Genomic DNA, 24141 nt, shown 5'->3' on the forward strand with positions numbered 1-24141 from the left:
ATGACCATCAACGACCTGCTCTCCCAGGACGAGATCGACGCCCTCCTCCATGGCGTGGATTCGGGCGCGGTCAACACCGAGCCGGAGCCGGTCGACCCGGGCGTGGCCCGCCCCTACGACTTCGCCAGCCAGGACCGGATCATCCGCGGCCGGATGCCGACCCTGGAGATGGTCAACGAGCGTTTCGTGCGGCTGTGGCGGATCGGCCTGTTCAACCTGATCCGGCGCTCGGCCGACCTGTCGGTGCGCGGCATCGAGCTGATCAAGTTCGGCGACTACATGCACTCGCTGTACGTGCCGACCAACCTCAACCTGGTCAAGTTCAAGCCGCTGCGCGGCACCGGGCTGATCGTGTTCGAGCCCAAGCTGGTGTTCACCGTGGTGGACAACTTCTTCGGCGGCGACGGCCGCTACCCCACCCGCATCGAGGGCCGCGAGTTCACCCCTACCGAGATGCGCGTGATCCAGTTGCTGCTCAAGCAGACCTTCGCCGACCTGAGCGAGGCCTGGGCGCCGGTGATGGACGTGGAGTTCGAGTACATCAACTCGGAGATCAACCCGCACTTCGCCAACATCGTCACCCCGCGCGAGTACGTGGTGGTCAGCCGCTTCCACGTCGAGCTGGAAGGCGGCGGCGGCGAGATCCACGTGACCCTGCCCTACTCCATGCTCGAGCCGATCCGCGAGCTGCTCGACGCCGGCATCCAGAGCGATCGCATCGACCGCGACGAAAGCTGGAACGCCACCCTGCGCGAGCAGTTGATGCTGGCCGAGGTGAACCTGTCCAGCGTGCTGGCGCAGAAGCGCATCGACCTGCGCGGCCTCACCCGGCTCAAGGTCGGCGACATCCTGCCCATCGAGCTGCCGCGCCACATCCCGATCTGCGTGGAGGACATCCCGGTGTTCACCGGCGAATTCGGCCTAGCCAACGGCCGCAACGCGGTGAAGATCGTCCAGACCCGACCGCCCGGCAGCGTCGCGCCGCGGCCTCCGCTTTCCGAGGAAACGCCCACATGAACCCGAACGAAGAATCCGAAGCCAGCCCGGCGCAGTTCGACGCCCTGCAATCGGACGCCGACGCCGACATCCGCGACCTCAACCTGGACGTCATCCTCGACGTGCCGGTGACCCTGTCGCTGGAGGTCGGGCGCACGCGCATGCCCATCCGCAACCTGCTGCAGCTCAACCAGGGCTCGGTGATCGAGCTGGAGCGCGGCGCCGGCGAACCGCTGGACGTGTACGTCAACGGCACCCTGATCGCGCATGGCGAGGTGGTGGTGATCAACGACCGCTTCGGCGTGCGCCTGACCGACGTGGTCAGCCCCAGCGAGCGGATCCGGAGACTGCGTTGATCCCGCTGCTGGCCGCCGCCGCGCAGTCCGTCGCCACCGCCGCCCGGCCGGTGGCACAGCAGTCCGCCGCGCATGCGCCTGCCACGCCCGGCCTGTTCGGCGCGTTCCTGGCGCTGCTGCTGGTGCTGGGGTTGATCCTGGGCCTGGCCTGGCTGCTGCGGCGCCTGCCCGGCGGCCTGCGCACGGCCGAGGGGCTGCGCGTGGTCGGCAGCCTGCCGCTGGGCGCCAAGGAGCGCCTGGTGGTGGTGGAGGTGGGCGGCCGCCAATTGCTGCTGGGCGTCACCTCGGCCGGCATCTCCCTGCTGCACGACCTGCCCGAGCCGCTGCCGCCGGCCGAGCCGCCCAGGCTTCCGAATCTCAAGGACCTGCCCAACTTCGCCCAGTTGCTGTCGCAGCGGCTGCGCAAGGACGCCTGACCCATGCCGCGCCGCCCTTCCCTTTCCCGCCTGTTGCTCCTGCTGTCCGTGCTGCTGCTGGCCTGCGCGCCGCTGCTGGCCCTGGCGGCGCCCGCCGGCGCCCCGCAGATGCCGGCGCTGCCGGACGTGACCGTCGGCCGCATCGGCGATGCGCCGGTGAGCGTGCCGCTGCAGACCCTGCTGCTGATGACGGCCATCACCCTGCTGCCGTCGCTGCTGCTGGTGATGACCGCCTTCACCCGCATCATCATTGTGCTGGCGCTGCTGCGCCAGGCGCTGGGCACCGGGCAGACGCCTTCCAACCAGATCCTGGTCGGCCTGGCCCTGTTCCTGACCGCGCTGGTGATGATGCCGGTGTGGCAGAAGGCCTGGGAGAGCGGCCTGGCGCCCTACCTCAACGGCGAGATCGACTTCCGCACCGCCTGGGACCTGGGCGCCGCGCCGCTGCGCGGCTTCATGCTCGCCCAGGTGCGCGACACCGACCTGATGACCTTCGCCGGACTGGCCGGCCACGGCACCTACGCCGGCCCGGACGCGGTGCCGTTCCCGGTGCTGGTGGCCTCCTTCGTCACCTCCGAGCTGAAGACCGCCTTCGAGATCGGCTTCCTGATCTTCATCCCGTTCGTGATCATCGACATCGTGGTGGCCAGCGTGCTGATGTCGATGGGCATGATGATGCTCTCCCCGATGCTGGTCTCCGCCCCCTTCAAGATCCTGCTGTTCGTGCTGGTGGACGGCTGGGTGCTGACGGTGGGCACCCTGGCGGCGAGTTTCAACTGACATGACCCCCGAACTTGCATTGACCGAGTTGCGCCGCGGCCTGGAAGTGGCGCTGTGGGTGGGCGGGCCGCTGCTGCTGACGGTGCTGGTGGTGGGCGTGGTGGTGGGCATCGTCCAGGCCGCCACCCAGCTCAACGAGCCGACCATCGCCTTCGTGGCCAAGGCCGCGGCGCTGACCACCGCGCTGTTCGCCGGCGGCAGCTTCCTGCTGGCCTACCTGGTCGACTACACCAACGCGCTGTTCCAGCGCATCCCCCACCTGATCGGCTGAAGCGGACGGCACCGGGATGGATGCGGCGACCGCGACGGTGATCGATGGCCAGCAGGCCTTCGCGATGATCGGCACGGTGATGTGGACCATGCTGCGCACCGGGGCGATGCTGATGGCCATGCCATTGATCGGCACCCGCGCGCTGCCGATGCGGATCCGGGTACTGCTGGCCGGCGCGCTGGCCCTGGCGATTTCGCCGATGCTGCCTCCGCCCCCTGCCTCCGGGGGCATCGACGCGGCCACCGTGCTGGGCGTGGCCCGCGAACTGGCGCTGGGCGTGGCGATGGGGTTCGCCCTGCGCCTGGTCTTCGAGGCCGGCGCACTGGCCGGCGAGCTGGTCTCGCTGGGCATGGGCCTGGCCTTCGCGCAGATGACCGACCCGCTGCGCGGCACCCGTTCGGGCGTGGTCGCGCAGTGGTTCTACATCGCCTTCGGCCTGCTGTTCTTCGCTTCCGACGGCCACCTGGCGATGATCTCGCTGCTGGTGCGCAGCTACCAGGCACTGCCGCTGGCCGCGGCGTGGCCGGATGCCCCCGCCATGCTCGGTGTGGTCCCGGAGCTGTTCAGCCTGGTCCTGCGCGGCGGCGTGACCCTGGCCCTGCCGGTGATGGTGGCCATGCTGGCCACCAACCTGGCCTTCGGCGTGCTGGCGCGCGCGGCGCCGGCGCTCAACCCCATCCAGTTGGGCCTGCCGGTGGCGCTGCTGCTGGGCCTGTTCCTGCTGGCGGCGCTGGCCACCGAGGTGGCCTCGCCGATCCAGGGCATGTTCGAGCATGCCTTCGGCGCCGGCGCGCGCGTGTTCGCCCCGTAGGCCCGGTCCACGCCGGTCAAGCCGGTGGCCGCACGGCCGATAGCGTGATGACCATCCGACTTTTTTGACGATGGGTTCCTCTTTCGGTTCCGGATCGATGCGCCATCCGTTTCCCCACCGGGGCGGCGCTTCTCATTTTCCTGCGGGGAACGCATAGTGGCGGACGCGAAAAGTTCCGATGACGCGACAGGGGGCGTCATGCACGCATGGACCCGGTGCGACACACGCAACGCGGTGCTGATCGCGCTGGTCTGCTTCGCCCTGCCGCAGTGGCCCATCAGCTACTGGCCCGCCTTCAAGGAAGGCGGCGGCGCCGCGCCGCTGGCGAACCTGCACTGGGGCGTGATGCTGGCCCTGGCGATGCTCCTGCCGCAGCGCGCCTACTACCGCATCGGCTACGCGGCGGTGTTCGCTTCCATGTGCATGCAGGCGGCCATGAAGCTGCCGCTGCCGGATGCGGCGTTGTACATGCTCCGCCTGGCGCCCCTGTACGTGGCCATGTACGGCTGGACGCTGCTGTGCGCGCACTGGCTGGGATGGCCGCAGCCGCTGCAGCGCGCGCGGATCCGCCAGCGCGACATCGTGCCCTTCGGCGCGGTCGCCCTGGTGCTGTACCCGCTGGGATGGGCGCTTTCGCACCTGCTGCTGAACACGGTGCTGGACGGATGGCAGCCGGGCCAGATCGACCAGGCCATGCGGGTCGGCTTCTCGCGCTTCTTCGGCGTGCTGTGCCTGACCCTGCCGATCATGCTGTTCGCCACCGGCCGCCACGAGCCGGCACCGCTGCCCAGCCGCATGCCGCGCTGGGAGGCGTGGCTGCTGATCGGGTACTTCGTGCTGCTGGCGGCGATGCTGTGGGCCGGATCGGCCCAGGCCCCGCATCCGCTGGCCGGGCTGATCGAGCAGCGCTTCATGGTCGCCGCGCTGATGATCTGGGCGGTGCTGCGCCTGCCCTGGCGATGGTCCACGCCGTTGATCGCCGCGGTCACCCTGCTGCTGGTGTACCTGGTGGGCATCGGCACCCTGGCCGGGGTGCGCACCGACGCGCTGCACCTGATCCAGATCGGCTTCGAGATGAGCATGCTGCAGCAGTTGATGGCGCTGATCCTGGTGATCTCGCGCGACAACAGGCGCGCGGTGCTGCGCCTGGCCGAGGAAGGCCGCCGCGACAGCCTCAGCGGCGTGCCCAACATCAACGCGCTGCGCCACGACCTGGCCGCGCGCCCGTCGCCGCCGGCCGAGATCGCCTGCCTGAGCATCGAGCACCTGGACAACCTGATGGCCGGCTTCGGGCTGCCGGCGCAGGAGGCCCTGACCGCGGCGGTGCACGCACACCTGCGGCCGGGGGTGCAGGCCTACACCCTGGGCATGGGCCGCTTCGTGCTGGTGCCGCAGGCCGAGAAGATGTCCTGGCAGTCGCTGCTGGCGCAGATCGAGCAGTTCGAGTTCCGCTACGCCGACGCCCAGGTCCGGATCGAGCCCTACCTGGGCGTGTGCCCGCTGCGCGACGGCAGCCCGGAGGCGCTGGAACTGGCCCTGCACGCGGCCTACGGCGCGATGAAGGACGCCGGCCAGCGCGGCGAGACCGCGCCGGTGTTCGCCCACGGCCGTACCGACCCGGCGCTGCTGCGGGCGGTGCTGGAGACCCATTCGCTGGCGCTGTCGCTGCTGCGCCGGCGCCGGGTCGAGCTGCACGTGCAGCCCATTCACCGGATCGACGGCGATGGCCCGCCGATGGGCGAGATCCTGTGCCGCCTGCGCATGGACGACGGCAGCCTGCTGATGCCGCGCGACTACATGGAGGAACTGGAGGCCAGCCGCGGCGTGGTCGAGCTGGACCGGGCCGTGGTCGAGACCCTGCTGGCCTGGCTGCGCAAGCGCGGCGACACCCTGCCGTTCCAGCGCCTGGCGGTGAACCTGACCGGGCGCAGCCTGGTCTCCGAGCAGTTCCGCAACTGGCTGCTGTACCAGTTGGACACCTTTCCCGGCTGCGCCTCGAAGCTGTGCTTCGAGATCACCGAGCGCGCCATCGCCGGCGGCCTGGGCCAGGTGCGGCCGCTGCTGGACGGGCTGAGCCAGCGCGGCTGCCTGATCGCGCTGGACGACTTCGGCACCGGCATGCAGAGCTTCGAGCGCCTGCAGCAACTGCCGATCCACGTGGTCAAGATCGACGGCGCCTTCATCCGCAACGTGGCCGGCAACCCGCGCGACCGCGACCTGGTCCGGGCCATGGTCACCATCGCCCGCGCCTACCAGGCCGAGACTGTGGCCGAGTACGTGGAAAACGCCGACATCCTGGCGGAACTGGACCAGTTGCAGGTGGACTGGATCCAGGGCTACCACATCGGCCGGCCGCGCCCGCTGGAAGGGTTCGACCCGGACGACCCGGACCTGGCGCCGGTGCCCAAGTCCCCTCCCAGGCCGCAGGGCGCTCCGGCCACGTAGGCGCCGGGCAGACACCCTGCGGGCACGCCGGTCGTCCAAGGCTCCGGCGCCTGGCGCCGACCGAAGCCGGCCCCTACGGAAGGCGGGCAGGTATCCGGCCCTTGCCGGAGCCGGCTTCGGTCGGCGGCCGCCATGCCGGCGAACCGAACCGGCCCCGACCGCCCTCGCCCCGCGCCGCGGCGATGCCCCGGCGAGCGGCGCTTCCCGCCCTTCCGGCAAGGCCCGCGCTCGTCTGGAACGGCACTTGCTTGGACCCCCTGTGTCCCCCGGGCACAGGAGCCTGCCATGGCCGAGAACGAAGACGGCCAGGAAAAGACCGAACAACCTACCGCCAAGCGCCTGAACAAGGCGCGGGAGGACGGCAACATCGCCCGTTCGCGGGAGCTGTCCACCGCGGCGGTGTTCGGCGCCGGGGTCATGGCGCTGATGGTCCTGGGGCCGATGCTCGGCCGCGGCGCGCAAGGCTGGATGCGCGGCGCGCTCAGCCCCGAGCCGCTGCTGCTGGAGACGCCCGAGCGGCTGTTCGGGCACATGGGCATGCTGCTGCTGAAGCTGATGGTGGTCATGCTGCCGGTGCTGGCGGTGTGCCTGCTGGCCACATTCGCCGCGCCGCTGATCATGGGCGGGCTCAACGTGGCCTCCAAGTCGCTGGTTCCCAACCTCAAGCGGCTCAATCCGATGTCGGGCCTCAAGCGCATCTACGGCCCCGAGGGCCTGGCCGAGCTGGCCAAGTCGCTGCTGCGCGTGGCCCTCCTGGGCACCGCCACCGGCCTGACCCTGGTCCACGGCATGGACGTGCTGCGGGCCATGCCCAACCAGGGCGTGGAACAGGCCGCCCAGACCGGGCTGTACTTCGCCAGCCGCCTGCTGCTGGCCGGCGCGGCGGCGCTGCTGCTGCTGGCCGCCATCGACGCCCCGTACCAGAAGTGGAACTGGAAGCGGAAGCTGAAGATGACCCGCCAGGAAGTGCGCGAGGAGATGAAGGAGTCGGAGGGCAACCCGCAGGTCAAGGGCAAGATCCGGCAGATGCAGATGCAGTTGTCGCAGCGGCGGATGATGGAGGCCGTGCCCACCGCCGACGTGATCGTGGTCAACCCGACCCACTACGCGGTGGCGCTCAAGTACGACGGCGGCAGCATGCGCGCGCCCAGGGTGGTGGCCAAGGGCGTTGACGAAGTCGCCTTCAGGATCAGGGAGTTGGGCGAGCGCCACCGGGTCGCGGTGGTGTCCGCGCCGCCTCTGGCACGGGCCTTGTATCGGGAGGGCGAACTCGGCAAGGAAATTCCCGTGAGACTGTACGCGGCCGTCGCCCAGGTCCTGTCCTACGTGTACCAGTTGCGCGCCTGGCGCGCCGGCGTCGCGCCCGCCCTGCCGCAACTGGGCCCGGTGCCGATGGACGAGTTCCCCGATGTCGGCCGGGGTGAAGGCCGATGAGCGCGGTGGCCTCCACGCCGATGTCCCGGCGCCTGGTGGAAATGGCGCGCAACGGGCTGGGCGCGCCGCTGGTGGTGATGGCGCTGCTGGCGATGATCGTGGTGCCGCTGGCGCCGCCGGTGCTGGACGCGTTGTTCAGCTTCAACATCGCCGTGTCGCTGGTGGTCCTGCTGGCGGTGGTCTACGTGAAGCGCCCGCTGGACTTCACGGTGTTCCCGATCATCCTGCTGACCACCACCATGCTGCGCCTGGCGCTGAACGTGGCCTCCACCCGGGTGATCCTGCTCAACGGCCAGAACGGCCACGAGGCCGCCGGCAAGGTCATCGCCGCCTTCGGCGAGTTCGTGGTCGGCGGCAACTACGCGGTGGGCATCGTGGTCTTCGCGATCCTCACCATCATCAACTTCGTGGTCATCACCAAGGGCGCCGGGCGCATCTCCGAGGTGACCGCGCGCTTCATCCTCGATGCCATGCCCGGCAAGCAGATGGCCATCGACGCCGACCTCAACGCCGGCCTGCTGACCCGCGAGGAGGCCAAGGCCCGGCGCGAGGAGGTCCGCGAGGAAGCCGACTTCTACGGCGCGATGGACGGCGCCAGCAAGTTCATCCGCGGCGACGCCATCGCCGGCATCCTGATCATGCTCATCAACCTGGTCGGCGGCCTGGGCGTGGGCGTGCTCCAGCACGGCATGGCGGTGGCCGACGCCGCGTCCACCTACACCCTGCTGTCCATCGGCGACGGCCTGGTGGCGCAGCTTCCGGCGCTGCTGGTGTCCACCGCGGTGGCCATGCTGGTCACCCGCGCCTCGCGCGCCCAGGACATGGGCGAGGCGATGTTCGGCCAGGCCTTCGGCCAGCACAAGGCGCTGGCGGTGGCCGCCGGCATCCTGATCGCGGTCGGCCTGGTCCCGGGCATGCCCAACGTCGCCTTTTTGACGCTGGGCGGAATCCTCGGCTTCATCGCCTGGAAGATGTGGCAGCGCGCACCGCGCGAAACGGACGACGGCGCGGCATCGGCCGCCGCGGCCAGCCAGCCGGCGGCGGGCCAGGCCGGCGCCGAGCTGGACTGGGACGAACTGCGCCCGGTCGACCCGCTGGGCCTGGAGGTCGGCTACCGGCTGATCCCGCTGGTGGACAAGGCCCAGGGCGGCGAACTGATGGCCCGGATCAAGGCGGTGCGGCGCAAGCTCACCCACGAGATCGGCTTCCTGGTGCCGCCGGTGCACATCCGCGACAACCTGGAACTGGCCGCCACCCACTACCGGGTGCTGGTCCACGGCGTGCCGGTGGCCAGCGCCGAGGTGCACCCGGACCGTGAGCTGGCGCTGGACCCGGGCGGGGCGATGGGCGCGATCGACGGCATCAAGGGCAAGGACCCGGCCTTCGGCCTGGACGCGGTGTGGATCCAGCCGCACCAGCGCGCCCAGGCCGAGTCGCTGGGCTACACCGTGGTCGATCCGGCCACGGTCATGGCCACCCACCTCTCGCACCTGGTGCGCGAGCACTGCCCGGAACTGCTCGGCCACGAGGAGGCGCAGCAACTGCTGGCCACCCTGGCCAAGAGCGCGCCCAAGCTGGTCGAGGACCTCACCCCCAAGACCCTGGCCCTGCCGGTGGTGGTGCGGGTGCTGCAGAACCTGCTCGTCGAACGCATCCCGGTGCGCCAGTTGCGCAAGATCGTGGAAACCCTGGTCGAGCACGGTGCGCAGAGCCAGGACCCGGTCGTGCTCACCGCCGCGGTGCGCAACAACCTGGGCCGCTTCATCGTCCAGGAGATCGCCGGCAATGCGCCGGAACTGCCGGTGTTCACTCTGGCCGCGCCGCTGGAACGGGTCTTGCAGGACTCTGCGCAAGGCAACGGTGCGGCACTGGAGCCGGGCCTGGCCGAGCGCTTGCAGCAAAGCCTGGCCGATTGCGCCGGGCGGCAGGAAGCCCGCGGCGAGCCGGCGGTGGTGCTGGTCCCGGCCACGGTCCGCGCCTCGCTGGCCCGGCTGGTCCGCCACAGCGTCCCGTCGCTGTCGGTGCTGGCCTATACCGAGGTGCCGGAGGACAAGCGGCTGAAGCTGGTGGGCACGATCAGTTGATCGTCCCGGGAAACGGGGAATGAGGCGCCGCGCGAGCGGTTCCTCGGGCAAGGAGAAAGACGATGACCGAAACCAACGCCCGCAAGGCGGCCAGAACACCGAAGCGAAGCCACGGCGCGCCTGCCTGCCTTCTCCACCCCCGATTCCCCATTGCCGGTTCCCAGCCATGAAGATCAAACGTTTCGTCGCCCCCGACATGCGCACCGCACTGCGGATGGTCCGTGCCGAACACGGGCCGGACGCGGTGATCCTCTCCAACCGCCGCACCGAGGAAGGCGTGGAGATCGTGGCCGCCAGCAACTACGACGAGAACGCCGTGCAGCGCGCCCTCCTCGAAGCCCAGCGCACCGCCGAGGCCCAGGCCGCCGCCGCGCGCCCGAACCCGTTCCTGGCCGGCCTGCCACCGCCGCCCGAGCCCGTGGCCCCGCCGCAAGCGCCCGCGCCTGTGCGGATGACGCCCGATTTCGCCGCGGCCATGGCCGCCGCCCTGTCCACCCCGACCGCGCAGGCCGCGGCCGTCGCCCGGCACGATGACGCGCACGACGCTCCCGCTCCCGCACAGGCCGCCTCCGCCACGCCTGCGCCTGGAGCCGGTATCGCTTCCCTTCCCGCCGCACAGGCCGTCCGCGCCGAGGAGGCGACGCCGGCGCTGGCCGCCGTGCCCTCGCCGCCGGCCCCCGCCAACGACGCGCAACTGGTCGCCATGCGCGAGGAACTGGCGCAGATGCGGCAGATGATCGAGCGCGAGATGCACCGCCTGACCGACGAGCGCCTGCGCGGCTCGCCGATCCGGCTGCAGGCCATGGAACTGATGGAGGACTACGGCTTCGACGCCGGCATCACCCGCGACATCGTCCTGCAATTGCCGCCGGACACCCCGGAGCACCGCGGCCGCGGCCTGATGCTGGGGCTGATCTCCCGGCAACTGCCGGTATGCCCGCTGGACCCGCTCGAACAGGGCGGCGTGATCGCCCTGGTCGGCCCCACCGGCGCCGGCAAGACCACCACCATCGCCAAGCTGGCCGCCCGCTTCGTGGCCCAGCACGGCCCGCGTGACATCGCCCTGGTCACCACCGACACCGCCCGCATCGGCGGCCGCGAGCAACTGCACGGCTACGGCCGCCAGCTCGGCATCGCGGTGCACGAGGCCGACAGCGACGCGGCCCTGATCCAGTTGCTGCAGAAGCTGGAGGACTACCGCCTGGTGCTGGTGGACACCGCCGGCCTGGGCCAGCGCGACCGCGCCCTTGCCAGCCAGCTCAACTGGCTGCGCGCCGCGCGCAACGTCAGCACCCTGCTGGTGCTGCCGGCCAACTCCCACTACGCCGACCTGGACGAGGTCGTGCGCCGCTTCGGCCCGGCCCGGCCGCAGGGCGTGGTCCTGACCAAGCTGGACGAGACCGGCCGCCTGGGCAGCGCCCTGTCCGTGGTGGTCGACCACCAGTTGCCCCTCACCTGGATCACGGACGGCCAGCGGGTTCCGGAGGACCTGCACCGCGCCAATGCGGCCAGCCTGGTCCTGCACCTTGAAGATCTGCGCCGCGCTGCCGATAAGCCGAACATCCCGGAGCACGACCATGCCGTCGCCTGAGCCCCGCCCACTGAACATGCCCGCCGCCAACGCCCCGATCGCCAGCCAGGTCCCACTCGTGCCCGTGCGCAGCATCGCCGTCACCGGCGGCAAGGGCGGCGTGGGCAAGACCAACCTGTCGGTCAACCTGGCCGCCTCGCTGGCCCTGCTGGGCAAGCGCACCCTGCTGCTGGACGCCGACCTGGGCCTGGCCAACGTGGACGTGCTGCTGGGCCTGTCCCCGCAGCACACCCTGGCCGACCTGGTGTCCGGCCGCTGCGAGCTGGACGAGCTGATCCTGGAAGGCCCGGCCGGCATGCTGGTGGTGCCCGCCGCCTCCGGCCGCCGGCACATGGCCGAGCTGCAGCCGGCCCAGCACGTGGGCCTGGTCAACGTGTTCAACGACCTGCAGCGGCAACTGGACATCCTGATCGTGGACACCGCCGCCGGCATCACCGACAGCGTGCTCACCTTCTGCCAGGCCGCGCAGGACGCCGTGGTGGTGGTCTGCGACGAGCCGGCCTCCATCACCGACGCCTACGCCCTGATCAAGGTGCTGGCCCGCGAGCGCGGCGTGGACCGGGTGCAGGTGGTGGCCAACATGGTGCGCAACCCGGCCGAGGGCCGCGCCCTGTACGACAAGCTGGCGCGCGTGTGCGAGCGCTTCCTGGGCGACGTCTCGCTCAACTTCCTCGGCGCGATCCCGCACTGCGACTGGCTGCGCATGGCCGTGCAGCGCCAGCAGGCGGTGGCCACCGCCTACCCGGCCAGCGCCTCGGCCCGCGCCATCGCCGAGATCGCCCGCCGCGCCGCGCGCTGGGAGCCGCCGGTCGCCCCGCGCGGCAACATCGAGTTCTTCGTCGACCGGATGATCCGGCAAGGGGCGGTCGCATGAGCCTCGCCGCCGCCGAATACCGTGCCGTCCAACGCGCCGGCGCCAACGACTGCGTCGTGCGCCATTCCGACCTGGTCCGGCGCATCGCCCACCACCTGGCCGCGCGGCTGCCGGCCAGCGTGGAGATCGACGACCTGATCCAGGCCGGCATGATCGGCCTGATCGAGGCCTCGCGCAGCTACGACCCCGAGCAGGGCGCCTCGTTCGAGACCTATGCCTCGATCCGCATCCGCGGCTCGATGATCGACGAGATCCGCCGCGGCGACTGGGTGCCGCGCTCGGTCCACCGCCGCGCCCGCGACGCCGCCGCGGCGGTGCGCGAGATCGAGCAGGCCGCCGGCCGCGCGGCCACCCCGCAGGAAGTGGCCGCGCGCCTGGACATGCCCCTGCCCGACTACCTGCGCCTGCTGGAGGACGCCTCGCGCGGCCAGGTGCTGAGCCTGGACTCGCACGTGGAGGACCACGGCGACGTGCAGGCCCACGGCGGCGGCCCGACCCCTCAGCAGACCCTGGAGCGCAGCGACTTCGGCCGCGAGCTGGCCGGCGCCATCGGCCAGTTGCCCGAGCGCGAGCAACTGGTGCTGTCGCTGTACTACGAGCAGGAACTGAACCTGAAGGAGATCGGCGCGGTGCTCGGCGTCAGCGAGTCGCGGGTGTGCCAGATCCACGGCCAGGCCGTGCTGCGCCTGCGCGGCCGGCTGTCCCAGTACGAATCGCGCGATGCCGGGCTGGGCGACGGCTGACCCGATACCGCCGCCCGGCGGCATACTGCGGTACCGCGCCCACGAAACGGCGCGCCTGAAGAAGAACGGAGCACGAAGTGAACAAGAACATGCGCATCCTGATCGTGGACGACTTCTCGACGATGCGCCGCATCGTCAAGAACCTGCTCAACGATCTTGGCTACAGCAACACCGCCGAGGCCGACGACGGCCACACCGCGCTGGCGGCGCTGCGCGCCGCGCCGTTCGACTTCGTGATCACCGACTGGAACATGCCGGGCATGACCGGCATCGAGCTGCTGCGCACCATCCGCGCCGACGACAAGCTCAAGACCCTGCCGGTGCTGATGGTCACCGCCGAGGCCAAGCGCGAGCAGATCATCGAGGCCGCGCAGTCGGGAGTGAACGGCTACATCATCAAGCCCTTCACCGCGCAGACCCTGGAGGAAAAGCTCGGCAAGATCTTCGAGCGCCTGGCGGCCACCGCATGAACGGACGCACCGACACCACCGACCGCGAAACCCTGGTCGAGCGCCTGCGCGATGCCCTGGACGCGCTGGAGCGCGGCGACGAGACCGCCCTGCGCCGCAAGATCGACGTCCTGGCCGCCGCCCGCACCCGCCCGCTGGTACAGGGACTGGGGCGGCTGGCGCGCGAACTGAGCCAGGCCCTGGGCGAGCTGCCGGTCACCGCCGCCGGCGACCTGAACGACGCCTGCGCGCGCCTGGACCACGTGGTGGCGATGACCGAGAAGGCCAGCCATCGCACGCTGGACCTCACCGAATCCTGCCGCACCCTGGTCGAGCAACTGCAGGCCACCGCGCTGGCGCCGGAACAGCAGGCGCTGCTGGCGCAGGTCCGCGGCCAGCTTTCGGACATGGCCCTGGCGCAGAGCTACCAGGACCTCACCGGCCAGATCATCCGCCGCGTCGCCGGCATCGTCCGCCGCGTGCACGAAGGCTTCGGCGCGCTGGGCCTGCCGCCCAAGGAGGAGCCGGGCGAGGCCAAGCTCGCCGGCCCGGCCGTGGCCGGCCTGGACCGCCACGCCGTCTCCCAGAACGACGCCGACGCACTGCTCTCGGACCTGGGGCTGTAGGCCATGAGCGGGGTGACGCCGGACATCGCGGCCGACTTCATCATCGAGGCACAGGAGATCCTGGACCGCCTCGGCGAGCAGTTGGTCGGGCTGGAGCAGTCGCCGGACGACCGCGACCAGCTCAACGCGGTGTTCCGCGGATTCCACACCCTCAAGGGCGGCGCGGGCTTCCTCGGCATTCAACCGATGGTCGAGCTGTGCCATGCCGCCGAGGAGACCCTCGGCGCGGTCCGCGCCGGCGAGGCGCAACTGGACCCGCTGCATTTCGACGCCGCCCAGCGTTCGCTGGACTGGCTGCAGGCCATGCTCGACGCCATCGGCGCGGGCGCCGACCCCGAGCACGCGCCACCGGAGCTGATCGCCCAGTTCAGCCTGGACGCGGCCGCCGAATGCGTGCCCGGCGCACCGCCGGTATCCGCATCGGCCGCCGCCGCGCCGGCCTCGGACATGATCGACGACGACGAGTTCGAGGCCCTGCTCGACCAGTTGCATGGCGGCGCCGCGCCGGGCGCGACCGCCGCGCACCCGCGCCCGGGCACGCAGTCCAAGCCGCCGCCGGCGATGATCGACGACGACGAGTTCGAGGCCCTGCTCGACCAGTTGCACGGCGCCGCCGCGCCCGGGGCCAACCCGCTGCCGGCGGTGGCCGGGACCGCCGCCGCGACCGCCCCGCCCCGCGCACCCGCGCGCCCGGCACCGGCCCGGCCGGCCTCGCCGCCGCCCCGCATCAACCCGGCCGGCGAGGCCGAGCACACCGTGCGCGTGGACACCCGCCGCCTGGACGCCATCGTCAACCTGATCGGCGAGATGGTGCTGGCCCGCAACCGGCTCAAGACCCTGCGCGCGCGCCTGAAGGACGAGGAACTGGACCGGGCCGTCGGCAACCTGGACGTGGCCACCGCGCGCCTGCAATCGGCGGTGATGCGTACCCGCATGCAGCCGGTGGGCAAGGTGTTCTCGCGCTTCCCCAAGGTCGCCCGCGACGTGGCCCGCTCCCTGCAAAAGGAGGTGGAACTGGAGATGGTCGGCGCGGATACCGAGCTGGACCGCAACCTGGTCGAGGCCCTGGCCGACCCGCTGGTGCACCTGGTGCGCAACGGCATCGACCACGGCATCGAGCCGCCGCACGTGCGCGAGGCCGCCGGCAAGCCGCGCAGCGGCCGCCTGCGCCTGGCCGCGCAACAGGAGGGCGACTACGTCGGCATCGAGGTGCAGGACGACGGTGCCGGCATCGACCCCGAGCGCCTGCGCGCCAAGGCCCGCGAGAAGGGCCTGCTGGACCCCGAGGCCGCCGCCCGCCTGGGGGTGGAGGAATGCCTGCACCTGGTGTTCCTGCCCGGCTTCTCCACCAAGGCCCAGGTCACCGACATCTCCGGCCGCGGCGTGGGCATGGACGTGGTGCAGTCGCGCATCCGCGAACTGGGCGGGCAGATCCAGATCCAGTCCGAACTCGGCCGCGGCACCCGCTTCCTGATCCGCGTGCCGCTGACCCTGGCTATCCTGCCCACCCTGCTGGTGCAGGCCGGCGAGGCCGTCTACGCCCTGCCGCTGGCGCGCGTGCTGGAGGTGCTGCACGCCGCGCCCGCATCGCTGGGCTGGTTCGACGGCCGCCCGGTGCTGGACCGCCAGTCGCACACCCTGCCGCTGCTGGACCTGCGCCGCTGGCTCAACCTCGAATCCGAGGACGCGCACCTGCTGACCGTGGTCGTGCTGCAGATGGGCGACTCGCGCTTCGGCCTGATCGTGGACCAGGTGCGCGGCCGCGAGGAAGTGGTGATCAAGCCCCTGCCCCGCGCCCTGCGTGGCCTGCCCGGCTATGCCGGCGCCACCCTCATCGGCGATGGGCGGCTGGCGCTGATCCTGGACGTGGACGGTCTGCGGGCCAGCGGCTGACCCGCTTTCCCGATAACGTCCCGGTGGCGCCATCGGGACGGACGCGCTCAGTGCGAGCGCGAATACACCGGGATGCGCTCCCATCGGCCGGACGTACGGGAGAAGGTCCACTCCTCCACGCAGCATGGCGCCGTGGCCGGGTCGCCGAAGAACAGGCGGGCATACCGCAGTCGCCGACGACCTTGGACAGCGGCGCCTCCCACTTTCCCGCCACGGCCATGAGTGCGCGCAAATAGGCTGCGGCACGTGGCCCCACGACGGGCAGCGACTGGCTCTCGATGGCCGCAGGGTCCAACCCGATGTCGCCGGCGGCGAAGCGGTGCTGTGGCGAGACGATTCGGCCCGGGCGGGCGCCAGGGGCAAGCCAGTTCTCCGCCACGTCAGTGGCACATCTCCGAATTGCGCGCACTCTCCGGCAAGACAAACCGGCGGCCCGCGCAAGAGCCGGAAATGCGACCCTTGTCACCCTTCGTGGCCGGCAGGCGCCGCCGCCGCGCTTCGGTACCGCCGGATACCCAGCTCAAGTCCCCATCCCCCGCGCCGATACCGCCCACATGGACATCCTCAGCCTCGTCGGTCTGCTGCTGGCAGTGATTGCACTGGTCGGCGGCAGCATCCTCAAGGGTGCCGGCCTCGGTTCGCTGTGGTCCTCGGCCGCGTTCGTGATCGTGATCCTGGGCACGATCGCGGCGATCCTCGTGCATACCCCGCCGCCGGTGTTCCGGCGCGCGTTCGGCATCGTCGGCTGGATCCTGCGCCCGCCGGCGGCCGACCGCGCGGCGCTGATGGCGCAGATCGTGGAGTGGAGCAACATCGCCCGCCGCCAGGGCCTGCTGGGCCTGGAGCAGCAGGTGGCCGAACAGGCCGACCCGTTCCTGCGCAAGGGCCTGCAGATGCTGGTGGACGGCGTGGAGCCGGAACAGATCCGGCACATGCTGGAAATCGACCTGGGCAGCCAGGAACACCACGACCTGGCCGCGGCCAAGGTGTTCGAGGGCATGGGCATCTACGCGCCCACCCTGGGCATCATCGGCGCGGTGTTCGGCCTGATCGCGGTGATGAAGAACCTGGCCGACCCCAGCAAGCTGGGCCACGGCATCGCCGCCGCGTTCACCGCCACCATCTACGGCATCGCCTCGGCCAACCTGTTCTTCCTGCCCATCGCGGCCAAGCTCAAGAGCGTGATCGCGCGGCGCACCGGCGAGCGCGAGATGATCATCGAGGGCCTCATCGCCATCGCCCAGGGCGAGAACCCGCGCAACATCGAATCGAAGCTGGCCGGCTTCCTGCACTGAGGCCCGGACCCGATGGCACGCCGGCGATCGCACGAAGAGCACCTCAACCACGAGGCCTGGGCGATCCCGTACGCCGACCTGATGACGCTGCTGCTGGCGTTCTTCGTGGTCATGTACGCGATCTCCACGCTCAACGAAGGCAAGTACCGGGTGATGGCCGACGCGCTCACCGCCGCCTTCGGCGGCGCCCCGCGCACGATCAACCCGGTGCAGGTGGGCAACCACCAGTTGCAGGGCGCGGACTACGACCGGCCCTCGCCAATCAAGTCCGGGGCCAAGCAAGGCCCCTCGGCGCCCTCGCCCGCGCCCAATCCCACCCTGCTGCCGGCGCTGGCCTCGCACATGCGCACCGGCCAGCCGATGGACGTGACCGACCGCGCGGCGGTACAGCGCGCCCAGCGCCAGCTCGGCAACATCGCCGCGCGGATGGAGGATGCGCTGGCGCCGCTGATCGACGCCCGGCTGATCACGGTCAAGCGCTCCGAGCTGTGGCTGGAGGTGGAGATCAACAGCGACATCCTGTTCGGCACCGGCTCGGCGGCGCTGGACCTGTCCGCCCGCGGCGTGCTGTCCAAGCTGGCCGAGGTGCTGCACGATGCGCCCAACCCGGTGCGGGTGGAGGGCTATACCGACAACATGCCGATCAATACGCCGCAGTTCCCCTCCAACTGGGAACTGTCGGCCGCGCGCGCGGCCAGCGTGGTACACCTGTTCGCGGCCCAGGGCGTGGTCCCGCAGCGCCTGGCCATGGTCGGCTACGGTGAATACCGGCCGCGCGCGGACAACCTGTCCGAGGAAGGCCGCAACCGCAACCGCCGGGTGGTGCTGATCGTGCTGGCCAACCCCGACGATGCCGGGCCGTCCGCACAGGCGGTCAAGCCCGTGGCTTCGGCGCCGATATCGGTACAGGGCGCACCGGTCGCCGCCGCCGGAGGCGGCGCCAGCGGACCGGCCAACGCCAATCCCTGAAGGAGGATCCAACCGATGCGCGTGTGGGCGATCGCCAACCAGAAAGGCGGCGTGGGCAAGACCACCACTTCCCTGGCCCTGGGCCGCGGGCTGGCGCTGCGTGGCCACCGCGTCCTGCTGCTCGATCTGGATCCGCACGCCTCGCTGACCCGCGCCTTCGGCGTTCCCGCCGAGCCGCCGCCGGAAGGCGTGCTGGACCTGTTCTCGGCCCCGCCACGGACGCTGGAGGCGCTGGCCCGCGCCAGCGCCATCGACAACCTGTCCTACGTCTGCGCGCAGACCGCCCTGGCCACCCTGGAGCGCCGCAGTGCCAACCAGCCGGGCCTGGGCCTGGCCCTGTCGCAGGCCCTGGCCCGCCACGACGGCCAGCACGACTACGTCCTGCTCGACTGCCCGCCCACCCTGGGCCTGCTGATGATCAACGCGCTAGCGGCGGCCGACCGGGTGGTCATCCCGACCCAGGCCGAGCCGCTGGCCCTGCATGGCCTGGCCGGCATGCGCCGCACCGCGGAGATGGTCGAGCGCTCGCGCAACCGTCCGCTGCCGGTCTCGGTCCTGCCCACCCTCTACGACCGCCGCACCCGCGCCGGCCAGGAAGCGCTGAAGAAGATGCAGGACGAGCACGGCGAGCGCGTCTGGGAGGATGCGATCCCGGTCGATACCCGCCTGTGCAACGCCGAGCTGCTGGTGCAGCCGGCGGGCGAGGAAGGGGGCTACCCGGGCCGCGCCCTGTCCGCCTACCGCCGTGCGCTGGAGTGGATCGTGGGCGAGGACCAGGAACCGCTGGAGCGTGCGGCATGAACGCGGTGGCCGCGCTGGACGACTACCTGGACGGTCTGCTCGCGCCGGGTGCCGCCGAGCCGGTGCCGGCCGCCCAGGCCACGCCTGCCGCCTCCGCCTCGCCGACATCGGTGCCGGCCGCCGCGCCGCCGGCGCCGGTATCGCCGGTCCCGACCTCCACGGCTGCCGCGCCGGCCGCCATTGCCGCTTCGGTGCAGGATCCAGTCCCAACTCCGGCGCCGCCGCCGGCTCCCGCGCAGGCTCCCGCCCTGGCGGCGGCACGCCGCGCCGCCGCCCCCGGCCCTTCGGCTGCACCGGCCAGGCCCCCTGCGGCCCGTCCGGCCGACGACGATGCCCCGCCCCAGCCGTACCGCCGCGCCGCCGACCACAGCTCGCGCTGGCTGCGCCTGCGCTGCGCCACCCAGACCTACGGACTGGAACTGCTGAAGGTGCAGGAGGTGGTGCTGCCCACGCCGCTGCTGCCGCTGCGCGGCACCCCGCCGGCCATGCTCGGGGTGATGAACCTGCGCGGCCAGGTGGTGCCGGTGATGGACCTGGGCGTGCACCTGGGCCAGGCTTCGCAGCCGACCACGCCGGCCACCCGCATCGTGGTGCTGGAGGAGAACGGCGAGACCCTGGGCCTGCGCGTGTCGGCGGTGGAGGACGTGGTCAACCTGACCGACCCGCAGATCGAGACGCCGGACAACGCCCGCGTCGGCCGCCTCCACGATGCGCTGTTCCGCGGCATCGCCCGGCAGTCGGCCGAGCCGATGATCCTGCTGGACGCATCCTGCCTGCTGGTCCCGCCCAGCGGCGGCCACGGCCTCGGTTAAAGGTCCATGGCCGACGGCCGCTATCCAATCGAACCTCAAATCCCGATCTCAGCGGGCGGAGATGCGATGAACACCGTGCCCCTTGGCGAAGACCTCGGCATCGAGGCCAGCGCCGAGCTCAAGGAACGCTTGGCGGCGCATCTGGAAGAGCCGGAACTGGCGCTGGACGGCACCGCGGTGCGGCGTGTGCACACCGCCGCGATGCAGGTCCTGTGCGCCTTCTTCCGCAGCCGCGGCGAACTGGGCCGCAGCACCACGCTGGCCGGCTGCAGCGACGCCCTGCGCGACGCGGCGCGCCTGCTGGGACTGGCCGGCCAGCTCGGGCTCACGGGCGCCGACCAAGACATGAAACAAACTGTGGAGAACGCCGCATGAGCGCACGCATTCTGGTGGTGGACGATTCGGCCTCTATGCGCCAGATGGTCTCTTTCGCCCTGACTTCCGCCGGGTTCGCCGTGGAGGAAGCCGAGGACGGCCAGATCGCGCTGGGGCGTGCCCAGGGCCAGCGTTTCAACGCGGTGGTCACCGACGTGAACATGCCCAACATGGACGGCATCTCGCTGATCCGGGCATTGCGCGGCCTGCCCGACTACAAGTTCACCCCGTTGCTGATGCTGACCACCGAGTCGGCGGCCGACAAGAAGGCGGAGGGCAAGGCCGCCGGCGCCACCGGCTGGCTGGTCAAGCCGTTCAACCCCGAGCAACTGGTCGCCACGGTCCAGAAGGTCCTCGGCTGACCCACGTACACCGTTCCATCCCACCGTCACGAGCCGCGTCGCCATGAGCATGGACCTGCAACGCTTCCACGCCACCTACTTCGAGGAGAGCCGCGAGGGCCTGGACGCGATGGAAGCCGGGCTGCTGGCGCTGGAAGGCGGCAGCCTGGACCCGGAAGTGGTCAACTCCGTGTTCCGCGCCGCGCACTCGATCAAGGGCGGCGCCGCCACCTTCGGCTTCGAGAAGATGGCCTCGCTGACCCACGTGCTGGAGACGCTGCTGGACGAGATCCGCTCCGGCAAGCGCGCCCTGGCCGCCAGCGCGGTGGACGCCATGCTCGGCTCGGTGGACGTGCTGCGCGCGCTGCTGGCCGAGGCCGAGCACGGCAAGCCCGCCGACCCGGCCGCGGTGGCGGCGGTGCACGCCCGGTTGGAAGGCGAACTGGACGGCAGCGCCGAGGCCGCCGCGCCGGAGCAGGCCGTGGAAGCCGAGCCGGAAGGCTGGAAGATCGCCTTCACCCCCTCGCCCTCGCTGTTCATGAGCGGCAACGACCCCCTGCGCATCCTGCGCGAACTCGAACACCTGGGGCCGCTGGACGTGGACGCCAACCTGGAGCGCCTGCCCGCCTTCGCCCAGCTCGACCCGCTGGAAGCCTGCATCGCCTGGGACCTGGGCCTGCGCGGCAAGGTGCCGCGCAGCGCCATCGACGACGTGTTCGCCTGGGTGGTGGACGATTGCGAGCTGGACATCCAGCCGCAGGCGGCCCCTGTGGCCGAGGCCGCCGATGCGGTCGCGGCGCCGGCCGGCCTCCCCGCGCCCGGCACCCCCTCGGCCGGCGCGCCGGTCAGTGCGGTCCCGGCCGGCACCCATGCCGAGGCCGAGAGCTCGATCCGCGTCAGCGTCGACAAGGTCGATGCGCTGATCAACCTGGTGGGCGAGCTGGTCATCACCCAGGCCATGCTCAAGCAGGTCAGCGGCGGCATGGACCCGGCCACCTCCGAGCGCCTGTTCGCCGGCCTCGAACTGCTGGAGCGCAACACCCGCGACCTGCAGGAAGCGGTGATCGGGGTGCGCATGCTGCCGGTGGACGCGGTGTTTCGCCGCTTCCCGCGCCTGGTCCGCGACCTGTCCACGCGCCTGGGCAAGCACGTCGCGCTGCGCACCGTCGGCGAAGGCACCGAGCTGGACAAGGGCCTGATCGAGAAGATCGCCGATCCGCTGGTGCACCTGGTCCGCAACTCCATCGACCACGGCCTGGAGATGCCCGAGGAGCGCCGCGCCGCCGGCAAGAACGAGACCGGCACCATCACCCTGGCGGCCTCGCACCAGGGCGGGCACATCGTCATCGAGGTCGCCGACGACGGCCGTGGCCTCAACCGCGACCGGATCCTGGCCAAGGCCATCGAGCGCGGCCTGTCGGTGCCGGAAAACCCCACCGACGCCCAGGTGTGGGACCTCATCTTCCAGGCCGGCTTCTCCACCGCCGACCAGGTGACCGACCTGTCCGGCCGCGGCGTGGGCATGGACGTGGTGCGCAAGAACATCCAGGCCCTGGGCGGCGAGGTGCAACTGGAAAGCCGCCATGGGCACGGCACCCGGGTGGTGATCCGGCTGCCGCTGACCCTGGCCATCCTCGACGGCATGGTCGTGTCCACCGGCGGCGAGATCCTGATCCTGCCGCTGACCCACGTGCTCGAGGCGCTGCAGCCGCAGCCCGAGGAGATCCGCACCGTCGCCGGCGAAGGCCGGGTGCTGCGCGTGCGCGGCGAGTACCTGCCGATGCTGTCGCTGTCCGGGCACTACGGCTACCACGGCGACAGCCGCGAGTCGCTGGTGGTGGTGGTCGAGGGCGACGGCCAGAAGCTGGCGCTGGAAGTGGAGGAACTGGTCGGCCAGCAGCAGGTGGTGGTCAAGAACCTGGAGAAGAACTACCGGCGGGTGCCGGGCATCTCCGGCGCGACCATCCTCGGCGACGGCCGGGTGGCGCTGATCGTCGACGTCGGCGGGCTGGTGCGCCTGCGCCAGCAGAGCTTGCCGCAGGCCGCCTGAGCCGCCCACGACAGAAAGGTCCGGGCACGCCCCGGCACAAGGGTTTCCCGCATCCCTGCGGGCGGGCGCATCCGGCGATGCCGCGGCCCGCCGCGCCTCCATGGCATGGCCCGGACGCGCGCAGGCGCCAACCGCCACGCCCTCCCGCATATCCACGGCCCATCCGGTTCGTCAAGTCTGCGCGGGCGATGCCGCTAATACCCTTTGCACGGATGCGACCCGTCGGTGGTTTTTCCGCCCTCGTGGCCGCTGGCCTTTTTCCCGAGGACGCAGCGATGAACTGGTTCCAGAACCTCCCGATCACGCGCAAGCTCGCGCTGGCCTTCGCGGCCACCACCCTCATGACCGTGGCGCTGGGTCTGTTCGCCCTGCTCCGTCTGGGCGAGGCCAACCAGCAGATCCGCGAAACCAGCGCCAACTGGATGCCGGCCGTGGTCGAACTGGGCCAGATGCTGTCCCTGCTCAACGAATACCGCACCTACGAGCTGGCGCAGCAGGGCAAGCAGGGCCTGCCCGAGGAAATCGCCGACTACAACGAGCGCATCGCCGACACCCGCGCGCAGATCGAGGCGGCGGAGGCGGCGTACAACGCGATCGGGGCCCGGTCCAGCACCGACGAGCTGGCGATCTACGCGCGGGTCAAGGCTGCCCGCACCGGCTACTTCGCCTCGCACGAGGACATCGCCGCCGCCATCGCCGCGGACGACTTCGTGGCCGCCGAGGCAGTGTCCAGCGGGCCTTCGCGGGCGCTGCGCCGCGACTTCGCCGCCGCGCTGAAGGAACTGATCGAATTCAACGCACAGGGCCTGAACCGGCAGGTGCAGGCGGCCGAGAGCGCCTATCGCCGCACCCGCGCCGCCCTGTGGAGCGGCATGGGCGCGCTGGCGCTGCTGTCGGCCCTGCTGGGCTGGCAGATCGCGCGCGCCATCTCGCGCCCGCTGCGCAAGGCCACCCGCGTGGCCGGCGACATCGCCCGCGGCAGGCTCGACAACGTCATCGCCATGCACAGCCGCGACGAGGCCGGGCAACTGCTCCAGTCCATGCGCCGGATGCAGGAGCAACTGCAGGCGGTGATGGCCGCCCAGCGCGAGATGGCCCAGCGCCACGACGAGGGCCAGATCAGCTTCCGCATGGACGAGGGCAGCTTCCCGGGCGAATTCGGGACCATGGTGGGCGAGGTCAACGCGCTGGTGGCCCAGCACATCGCGGTCAAGATGCGCACGGTCGAGGTGATGCGCCATTACGCCGTGGGCGACCTGTCCATGGACATGGACCGGCTGCCCGGCGAGAAGGCGGCGATCACCGAGGCCATGGACATGTGCAAGCACAACCTGTCGGCCATCAACGCCGAGATCAAGCGGCTGGCCCGGGCCGCCGCCGAGGGCGACTTCACCCAGCGCGGCGACGAGGGCCGCTACCAGAACGATTTTCACAGCATGGTCCAGGGCCTGAACGCGATGATGGCCACCAGCGACCGCAACCTGTCGCAGTTGTCCGCCCTGCTGGGCGCCATCGCCACCGGCGACCTGACGGTGCGCATGGAGGGCGACTTCCACGGCGTGTTCGCCCGCATGCGCGACGACGCCAACGCCACCGTCGCCCAGCTCACCTCCATCGTCTCGCGCATCCAGGGCGCCTCCACCGCCATCAACACCGCCTCGGTGGAGATCGCCTCCGGCAACAACGACCTGTCACGCCGCACCGAGCAGCAGGCCGCCAACCTGGAGGA

The 24141-nt window shown here is 71.2% G+C and carries 23 protein-coding genes; all 23 read left to right on the top strand.

Translation table 11 applies throughout. The features are described from left to right. A complete protein-coding gene (gene fliM / locus HNR76_RS12685; RefSeq protein WP_162311668.1) occupies positions 1-1017 on the top strand; it encodes a flagellar motor switch protein FliM in 1017 nt (338 codons plus the stop codon). After that, on the top strand, positions 1014-1352 hold the full coding sequence (gene fliN / locus HNR76_RS12690; protein ID WP_162311669.1) for a flagellar motor switch protein FliN: 339 nt from the start codon (positions 1014-1016) through the stop codon (positions 1350-1352). The genes fliM and fliN overlap by 4 nt, the downstream gene beginning before the upstream one ends. Next, a complete protein-coding gene (gene fliO / locus HNR76_RS12695; RefSeq protein ID WP_162311670.1) occupies positions 1349-1768 on the top strand; it encodes a flagellar biosynthetic protein FliO in 420 nt (139 codons plus the stop codon). The genes fliN and fliO overlap by 4 nt, the downstream gene beginning before the upstream one ends. Before the next feature lie 3 nt (positions 1769-1771). Next, entirely contained in the window at positions 1772-2548 is a 777-nt protein-coding gene (gene fliP / locus HNR76_RS12700) for a flagellar type III secretion system pore protein FliP (protein ID WP_162311671.1), read from the top strand. A 1-nt stretch (position 2549) separates the two neighbouring features. Next, positions 2550-2819: a flagellar biosynthetic protein FliQ gene (locus HNR76_RS12705; RefSeq protein ID WP_162311672.1), complete on the top strand. Its 270-nt coding sequence runs from the start codon at positions 2550-2552 to the stop codon at positions 2817-2819. A gap of 16 nt (positions 2820-2835) precedes the next feature. Continuing rightward, positions 2836-3630, top strand: coding sequence for a flagellar biosynthetic protein FliR (gene fliR, locus HNR76_RS12710; protein WP_162311673.1), 795 nt, complete (start codon positions 2836-2838; stop codon positions 3628-3630). Between the two features lie 198 nt (positions 3631-3828). Beyond that, positions 3829-6075: an EAL domain-containing protein gene (locus HNR76_RS15620; RefSeq protein ID WP_162311674.1), complete on the top strand. Its 2247-nt coding sequence runs from the start codon at positions 3829-3831 to the stop codon at positions 6073-6075. A gap of 285 nt (positions 6076-6360) precedes the next feature. Then, on the top strand, positions 6361-7509 hold the full coding sequence (gene flhB / locus HNR76_RS12720) for a flagellar biosynthesis protein FlhB (RefSeq protein ID WP_162311675.1): 1149 nt from the start codon (positions 6361-6363) through the stop codon (positions 7507-7509). After that, positions 7506-9593, top strand: a complete 2088-nt coding sequence (gene flhA, locus HNR76_RS12725; RefSeq protein WP_162311676.1) for a flagellar biosynthesis protein FlhA — start codon at positions 7506-7508, stop codon at positions 9591-9593. The genes flhB and flhA overlap by 4 nt, the downstream gene beginning before the upstream one ends. A 166-nt stretch (positions 9594-9759) precedes the next feature. Then, positions 9760-11184 (top strand): flagellar biosynthesis GTPase FlhF, encoded by a 1425-nt coding sequence (gene flhF / locus HNR76_RS12730; protein WP_162311677.1) that lies wholly within the window; start codon positions 9760-9762, stop codon positions 11182-11184. 16 nt (positions 11185-11200) lie between these two features. After that, positions 11201-12058: a P-loop NTPase gene (locus HNR76_RS12735; RefSeq protein ID WP_183982284.1), complete on the top strand. Its 858-nt coding sequence runs from the start codon at positions 11201-11203 to the stop codon at positions 12056-12058. Further along, positions 12055-12801 carry an RNA polymerase sigma factor FliA gene (locus HNR76_RS12740; RefSeq protein ID WP_162311679.1) on the top strand — a complete coding sequence of 249 codons (747 nt, stop codon included), beginning with the start codon at positions 12055-12057 and terminating at the stop codon, positions 12799-12801. The genes HNR76_RS12735 and HNR76_RS12740 overlap by 4 nt, the downstream gene beginning before the upstream one ends. Before the next feature lie 77 nt (positions 12802-12878). After that, complete coding sequence (cheY, locus tag HNR76_RS12745; protein WP_162311680.1) at positions 12879-13271, top strand: chemotaxis response regulator CheY; 393 nt, start codon at positions 12879-12881, stop codon at positions 13269-13271. Beyond that, a complete protein-coding gene (locus HNR76_RS12750) occupies positions 13268-13876 on the top strand; it encodes a protein phosphatase CheZ (RefSeq protein ID WP_162311681.1) in 609 nt (202 codons plus the stop codon). The genes cheY and HNR76_RS12750 overlap by 4 nt, the downstream gene beginning before the upstream one ends. Positions 13877-13879: 3 nt before the next feature. Beyond that, entirely contained in the window at positions 13880-15769 is a 1890-nt protein-coding gene (locus HNR76_RS12755; RefSeq protein ID WP_162311682.1) for a chemotaxis protein CheA, read from the top strand. Between the two features lie 554 nt (positions 15770-16323). Further along, on the top strand, positions 16324-17064 hold the full coding sequence (locus HNR76_RS12760; protein WP_162311683.1) for a flagellar motor protein: 741 nt from the start codon (positions 16324-16326) through the stop codon (positions 17062-17064). Between the two features lie 12 nt (positions 17065-17076). Then, entirely contained in the window at positions 17077-18033 is a 957-nt protein-coding gene (gene motD, locus HNR76_RS12765; RefSeq protein WP_162311684.1) for a flagellar motor protein MotD, read from the top strand. A 15-nt stretch (positions 18034-18048) separates the two neighbouring features. Continuing rightward, on the top strand, positions 18049-18834 hold the full coding sequence (locus HNR76_RS12770) for a ParA family protein (RefSeq protein ID WP_162311685.1): 786 nt from the start codon (positions 18049-18051) through the stop codon (positions 18832-18834). Continuing rightward, positions 18831-19646 (top strand): chemotaxis protein CheW, encoded by an 816-nt coding sequence (locus HNR76_RS15765; RefSeq protein WP_183982276.1) that lies wholly within the window; start codon positions 18831-18833, stop codon positions 19644-19646. Before HNR76_RS12770 ends, HNR76_RS15765 begins: the two co-directional genes overlap by 4 nt. Positions 19647-19712: 66 nt before the next feature. Next, positions 19713-20021, top strand: a complete 309-nt coding sequence (locus HNR76_RS12780) for an STAS domain-containing protein (protein ID WP_162311687.1) — start codon at positions 19713-19715, stop codon at positions 20019-20021. Next, entirely contained in the window at positions 20018-20383 is a 366-nt protein-coding gene (locus tag HNR76_RS12785) for a response regulator (protein ID WP_162311688.1), read from the top strand. The genes HNR76_RS12780 and HNR76_RS12785 overlap by 4 nt, the downstream gene beginning before the upstream one ends. Positions 20384-20426: 43 nt before the next feature. Continuing rightward, on the top strand, positions 20427-22412 hold the full coding sequence (locus tag HNR76_RS12790) for a chemotaxis protein CheA (RefSeq protein ID WP_162311689.1): 1986 nt from the start codon (positions 20427-20429) through the stop codon (positions 22410-22412). 275 nt (positions 22413-22687) lie between these two features. Continuing rightward, positions 22688-24141 (top strand): HAMP domain-containing protein (locus HNR76_RS12795; protein WP_183982278.1); only part of this gene is annotated, 1454 nt, incomplete at its 3' end.

This window comes from Pseudoxanthomonas broegbernensis (genome assembly GCF_014202435.1).
Taxonomy (GTDB): domain Bacteria; phylum Pseudomonadota; class Gammaproteobacteria; order Xanthomonadales; family Xanthomonadaceae; genus Pseudoxanthomonas; species Pseudoxanthomonas broegbernensis.